Below are 6,007 nucleotides of genomic sequence, written 5' to 3'. Positions count from 1 at the left end.
CATTCGCACCCGCACCCGCACCCGCACGATTCCGGCCCGGTGACACGCCCGTAACACAGTGACGTTTATGTGACGATTCATCAGTTTTACTGGGCATCCGTCGGCCCCGGCCCTAATCTGGTCAGCAGCAGAACACCGTGCATGGAGTGTCGATCCGTCGACACCCCACGCGAGAGTGACGACCGGCTCGATGCCCGCAGTGGGTGTAGCTCACCACCGTCCGAAGCAGTTGAACCACCAGGCACCGTTGCCGGCGCACGACGCAGGCCGGCGGTGTCGTGCACCACGAAACAGTGCTGGGAACCAGAAATGCACCGCCATGACCGATGATGAACTCCTGCTCGAGACGGATTACACGAGTTACGCCAACTCCTGCCGCGACCCGCACATCACGTCGACCCAGGACCTCGTCGAGTGCCGCCGCCAGAACGGCCACGACGACACCCACGCCACCCGCTCGGGCCTCCGCGCCATCCGCTGGCACCCCGAGGCCGAAAACCTGCCGCTCCCGGGCTGAGCCTCTGGGCTGAACAGGCGAACGGAGTTCGCCGATAGCGGATGCCCGGCTCGGCATCCGCACACGGCGCCGGCCATCCGAGCATACGACTCGCGCCTGCGACCACAGGCGCACGCGATAACCACCGAGAGTCGCCGTTTCCGTCGAGTGACCCTGGTATGGCGGCAACCGTCGGCGCGAACGGCGACTCTCGCGAGGTCGGGTGCGCTCAGGGGTGCGTTCCGCACGTCGGTGCGTGGTCGCCGAGGGCACAGCTGAGGAAGAATCACGCCTAAACGAGGGGTAAGCACTCCCGCCCGTTAGGCTGGTCTGTGGCGCGGTCCAGTTATTCCGGAGCGCACCAAAGAACGAAGAGCTGAGCTCGACGGAAAAAAGGCTGACCATGAAACACGAAGTATCCGTACCTCCTCGCATCCAGGCAACGATTCGTAGCAACGGAACCGGCGAGCTGATCATCGACGGGGTTGGCCAGCAGGTGACGGCCGGCGACGAGGCTGGTGTTCGTGAAGAGATCATCAACCGCGTGACGGATGCCGCCCGTGTACTCGGTCGCCCGGTGCGGCTGACCGCCGACGACGAGCAGGGCCAATGGCCCCTTGTCGTCCACCCGGACGGCGAAGTGGAGGCCGCGGGCGACTTCATCCCGGCCGCCGCACGCACCGAAGCCGAAGCTCCCGCAGCGTCGCAGGGCAAGGCCGCCAAGCGCACCATGGCGCACTCCGGAGACCGCAGCGCAGCGGCATTCATGGCCGAACCGATGGAACCGATCGACGCCCTCGAGGAATTGGCAGAGCTCGCGGCCCTCGGTGACCCCCTCGATGCCGCGGCGCGGACCTCCGTCGACAAGGCGGACGCCGAGTCAGTGTTGGAGCGTGAGGCGGAAGCCGAAGCAGAAGCCGAAGCAGAAGCGGAAGCCGAAGCGGATGCCCTCGCAGGCACGGACGGCGCGGGTGAGCCCGCATCCGGGCACGACGCCTCGCAGGCCGCCGAGTCCCTGCCCGCCGGACCCCGCCGCACGCCAGTACCGCCGCCCGGACTCTTCGAGGACATCATCTTCGAACACCGCGATCTCGACGCCGACGATGACGATGAGGAGATCGCGGCCGGCCCGTTGGCAGCCTTCCGGTCCACGCCGATCTCCGCGTCCTCCGCTCTGCTCGTGCCTGCACAGCACCCGACCCTTGTCGCAGCGGAAGACGGTCCGAACCTCGCCGATTTCATGAGCTCCCGCCCCGCGATCGTGGCCGGCCCGGCCCTCCTCGGCTGGCAGGGCACCGTGCGCAGGGTCACCGGCGGACTCGTGAACCCCTCGCCCGGCCGGAGCGAACTCGCCCGCCGTGCCGCGATCGCGGCCGTGCAGCGCAGCCTGAGCGGTCCTCGCACGATCGTGGTGCTCAACCCCAAGGGTGGCGCGCACAAGACCACCGCGACCCTGTTGATCGCCGCGACCTTCGGCATCCACCGTGGCGGGTACACCCTCGCCTGGGACAACAACGAGACGATGGGCACCCTCGGCGTGCGGGCGCAGGGCGCCCAGCACACGAACACGGCCGTTGACCTGCTGCGCGACCTCGAGGACTTCGCCTACTCGACGTCGGCCAGGGTCGGCGACCTCGACAAGTACGTGCGCAACCAGGGCGACGCACGCTTCGACGCGCTCGCCTCCGACCTGGACCCCGCCGGAGCCGCGAGCATCGACGACGTCGCGTTCGGCAAGCTCCACGCCGCGCTCAGCCGCTTCTACCGGATCCTGATCATCGACACCGGCAACAACATGCGCGCCTCCAACTGGGAGGCGGCCGTCGAGACCGCCGACCAGCTCGTGGTCGTGTCGACGATTCGCGAGGACACCGCGTACGGCGCGGCGTCCCTCCTCGACGGGCTGCGGCTCAAGGGGCACGGCGACAAGGTCGCCCAGGCCGTGACCGTACTCGCGTCCCCGGCGAAGACCGCCGACCGCGCCCTGTCCGCCCGGCTGCACGACCACTTCAGCCAGCTCACCCGCACCGTCGTCGCCGTGCCGTACGATCCGGCGCTCGTCGCCGGCGGGCCGCTCAACATCGACGCCCTCGCCCCGCGCACCCGTGAGGCCTGGCTCTACGCGACCGCGGCGATCGCCGAAGGGCTGTAGGCCGCGTCCGGAGCGGGGGACGTGAACCTTCCCGTTCGCCTCGATACGCCATAATGCACGGCGGGCGCGCCAATCGGGGCCGCCCGCCGACAAGAAGGTCCACCCGTGCGCAGCTACCCCGCCCTTATCTCCCTCGGAGTCTCCGCCGGTCTCGTCGCGGTCTGCGTTGTGCTCGCGCTCGCCGGATGCAGCCCGGCAGCGACCCGGTCGCCCGCCGCCCCAGCCGGCTGCGCCCAGCCGGGGGCCGCCTCCGACGCCGTGGTCGCGCCGGGGGCCATCGGCAGTGCGCCAGAGGTCACCTTCACCACGCCGCTGACCGCCGCGGACACCGAGCGCACCGTCATGACCGTCGGTACCGGCGTCCCGGTGCAGACCGGCGACTACGTGGAACTCGGCGTCGCGTTCTACAACGGCAGGACCGGGGCTAAGATCGACGCCCGCGGATTCGGGCCAGGCACCTCGGGACTCGACACCGGAGCCCCCGTCGGCGTGAACCTCGACGCACCGAACGGCACACTGCCCGCTATCGTCAAGGGCGTCACCTGCTCGACGGTGGGTTCCCGGGTGGCCGTCGTCGCGAGTCCGGTGGACGCCTGGGGAGCGAAGGAGAACATCGACCTCGACCTCCACGCGGATGACAACGTCGTCATCGTCGTCGACGTGCTGACGGCGGCGGCGACCGCGCCCGTCGCGACCGGTGTCCCCGCGACAGGAGCTCCCGACACCAACGTCGGTTAGCGACTGCCGCCGGGCGTCCGCTTCCGGGTGCCCGCTTCCGCGTGCCGCCGTCGGGCCTCCGCCGGCTGGCCGACTCAGGTTCCTCATAGATGCATGGTCCATACTGGCCGAGGCCCATCATCGAAGAGACCATTCTCGAAAAAGAAAGATCAGCGTGCGCAAACTTCCTGCCCTCCTCGCCGTCGCAACCGTCGCGGTGCTCGCCCTCACCGGGTGCAGCGGATCCCCGTCGTCGACGCCGACGGCATCCGCCGCCGCACTGACGTGCACCGACCCCGGCACGAGCTCCGACGCCGTCACCGTCGCCGGTGACGCCGGTGTCGAGCCCACCGTTACCTTCACGGCGCCGCTCGCGGCGACCGCGACCCAGCGCACCGTGATCACCAAGGGCGACGGCGAAGCCGTCAACACCGGTGACGCCGTCGAGATCGCCTACACCGCGTACAACGCAACCTCGGGCGCCAAGCTCAACGCCGGCGGTTACGGCGCCGCAGCCGGCCTGACTGTCACCGTCGCCGAGACCGGCTCCGTCATCCCCGGCATCCTCAAGGGCATCGCGTGCTCCAACATCGGCTCGCGCGTCGCCGTCGTCGTCCCGCCGGCCGACGCGTTCGGTACCACGGGCAACACGGACCTCAAGGTGTCCGCGACCGACAACATCATCTTCGTGATCGACGTCAAGGGCAAGGTTCCCACCCGCGCGAGCGGCACGGACCAGGCCCCGCAGGACGGTTTCCCCACCGTCGTGCTCGCCGACGACGGCGCCCCGACGATCACCGTCCCGAAGAACGACGCGCCGACCGAGCTCAAGACCGAGGTCCTCAAGAAGGGCGACGGCGCGACCGTCGCCGACGGTGCGACCGTGACCGTGCAGTACGCGGGCGTCGTCTGGGCCACCGGAACCGTCTTCGATCAGAGCTGGGGCAAGGGCGGCCCGGCCACCTTCGCGACGGCCAACGTCGTCCCCGGCTTCGCCCAGGGCCTGATCGGCCAGACTGTCGGCTCGCAGGTCGTCATCGTCATCCCGCCGGCGCTCGGCTACGGCAGCACCGGCAACACGACCGCGGGCATCTCGGCAACGGACACCCTCGTGTTCGTCGTCGACATCCTCGCGACCGCGTGATCGCGTAGCAACGTAACCGCATAACCAGACACCCGCACCAGGCGGCGGCCTTCGGGCCGCCGCCGGAAGGCCCAGTTCCACCATGCAGCGCACGATGTTCAAGTCCAAGATCCACCGCGCCACCGTGACGCAGTCCGACCTGCACTACGTCGGTTCGCTGACGGTCGACGAGGACCTGATGGAGGCAGGCGACCTGCTCGCCGGTGAGCGCGTCAGCATCGTCGACGTGAACAACGGCAGCCGCTTCGAGACCTACCTCATCGCCGGCAAACGCGGCAGCGGGGTCATCGGCCTGAACGGCGCCGCGGCCCGCCTCGGCATGCAGGGCGACCTCATCATCATCATCTCCTACGCGCAGATGAGCGACGAAGAGTCCCGCAGCTACGTGCCCGTCGTCGTGCACGTCGACGCGGACAACCGCATTGTCGCGGTCGACTCGGACCCCTCAGGTGTACATGTCGCTGGACTCAGCCGCCCGCCGCTCACGGCCTGACGTCGAGCGTTCCTCGAATCGGCCGGTCTTCTCGGTCAGCCGGATCCGGTAGATCACCGGGGCCTGACCGGATGCCGCCACCCGGCCCGCCGAGGGCGGCACCGGCTCCGACGCGGTCGTCCTGATCCCGTGGAACGTGCCGTCGGGACCGGAGACCGGCTGCGCCGTCGTCGAGGTCACGTACGGTGCGAGCCGGGCGAGGAGCTTGCGCAGGCCGTCGTCGGCATCCGCGTCATGGAGCTCCTCGAACTCGCCCCAGGCGACGACCGTGCGCCAGTTCGCGAGGTCGTCGAGCTGCTCGACCTCGAAGCAGACGTCGGGGTTGGCCCGCATCATGTCGACCTTGGTGCCGGCGGCACTGTGGGCGTACACGGTGCCATCATCATAGGCGTACGTGATCGGCACGATATAGGTGCGGCCGTCGCTGTGGCAGCCGATCCGGCCGACCACACTGGTCTGCAGGACTGCGTCGATTTCACGATTGTTCAATTCCCCGAGCATGTCCCCAGCATGGACCCGCCTGGCGAGGTGCACCAGCCCGGACCGCGCCGCACGGCGTGTCCTCTCCGGGTCTGCGGCATCGATGCGACGCGCTGGCGAGGGCGGTACCGCGACGCGCCGGGCGCATGCCATCATCGTGGGATGGAACGTAACGCATCCGCTCGCCTCGCTCTCGACGTGCGCGCGCCCGCCCGTTTGATCCTCTCGATCGGCGTCGCCGACGACCCGGCCGTCTCGGTCGTTGAGACCTTCACTGCGGTGCAGGACGGCGCGCCGCTCGAGTCTCGGATCGTGTTCGACCAGCACGGCACCCGGCTGCACGTCGTCGAGGCGGAGGCCGGTTCGGTCGATATCGACTACTCCGTGACCGCGACCGGGCAGACGAGCGACGCCGGCTACTCGGAGATCGACCTCGTGCGTTACCTGCGCCCGAGCCGGCGGTCAGGGTGTTCGTGGGCTTCACGAATCCGAAGATCGGCCCGGGTACGGGTTCGCCGGCCAGCA

The 6,007-nt window shown here is 69.2% G+C and carries 6 protein-coding genes and 1 pseudogene; 6 read left to right on the top strand and 1 reads right to left on the bottom strand.

The window, feature by feature from the left end; genetic code table 11:
- The first annotated feature begins 319 nt into the window (after positions 1–319).
- From QN345_RS14575 to panD, 5 genes are all read left to right on the top strand, one after another.
- Positions 320–517: a hypothetical protein gene (locus tag QN345_RS14575; protein WP_322136595.1), complete on the top strand. Its 198-nt coding sequence runs from the start codon at positions 320–322 to the stop codon at positions 515–517.
- Positions 518–899: 382 nt separating this feature from the next.
- A complete protein-coding gene (locus QN345_RS14570) occupies positions 900–2,648 on the top strand; it encodes a chromosome partitioning protein (protein ID WP_323508798.1) in 1,749 nt (582 codons plus the stop codon).
- 105 nt (positions 2,649–2,753) lie between these two features.
- The gene (locus QN345_RS14565; protein ID WP_322136593.1) at positions 2,754–3,386 is read left to right on the top strand and encodes a hypothetical protein; all 633 of its coding nucleotides are present in this window, start codon (positions 2,754–2,756) and stop codon (positions 3,384–3,386) included.
- A gap of 154 nt (positions 3,387–3,540) precedes the next feature.
- The gene (locus tag QN345_RS14560; RefSeq protein ID WP_322140606.1) at positions 3,541–4,509 is read left to right on the top strand and encodes an FKBP-type peptidyl-prolyl cis-trans isomerase; all 969 of its coding nucleotides are present in this window, start codon (positions 3,541–3,543) and stop codon (positions 4,507–4,509) included.
- An 82-nt stretch (positions 4,510–4,591) separates the two neighbouring features.
- On the top strand, positions 4,592–5,002 hold the full coding sequence (gene panD, locus QN345_RS14555; protein WP_322136592.1) for an aspartate 1-decarboxylase: 411 nt from the start codon (positions 4,592–4,594) through the stop codon (positions 5,000–5,002).
- On the opposite strand, the gene QN345_RS14550 is transcribed toward panD, so the two are convergent.
- Positions 4,955–5,503 (bottom strand): pyridoxamine 5'-phosphate oxidase family protein, encoded by a 549-nt coding sequence (locus QN345_RS14550; RefSeq protein ID WP_322136591.1) that lies wholly within the window; start codon positions 5,501–5,503, stop codon positions 4,955–4,957. The genes panD and QN345_RS14550 overlap by 48 nt on opposite strands.
- 141 nt (positions 5,504–5,644) lie before the next feature.
- Here QN345_RS14550 and QN345_RS14545 point away from each other — a divergent pair.
- Positions 5,645–6,007 (top strand): annotated as a pseudogene (locus QN345_RS14545) (hypothetical protein); the annotation flags it as partial.

Origin of the sequence: Cryobacterium sp. 10I1 (genome assembly GCF_035019805.1) — a bacterium.
GTDB lineage: Bacteria > Actinomycetota > Actinomycetes > Actinomycetales > Microbacteriaceae > Cryobacterium > Cryobacterium glucosi.
Note: the sequence above shows the minus strand (reverse complement) of the source record. Positions and strands in the feature narration are given on the sequence as shown.

What these genes read in the sequence shown, in the direction of transcription:
- QN345_RS14575 (WP_322136595.1), top strand. Translation starts at nt 320, where the DNA reads ATGACCGATGATGAACTCCTGCTCGAGACGGATTACACGAGTTACGCC.
- QN345_RS14570 (WP_323508798.1), top strand. Translation starts at nt 900, where the DNA reads ATGAAACACGAAGTATCCGTACCTCCTCGCATCCAGGCAACGATTCGT.
- panD (WP_322136592.1), top strand. Translation starts at nt 4,592, where the DNA reads ATGCAGCGCACGATGTTCAAGTCCAAGATCCACCGCGCCACCGTGACG.
- QN345_RS14550 (WP_322136591.1), bottom strand. Translation starts at nt 5,503, where the DNA reads ATGCTCGGGGAATTGAACAATCGTGAAATCGACGCAGTCCTGCAGACC.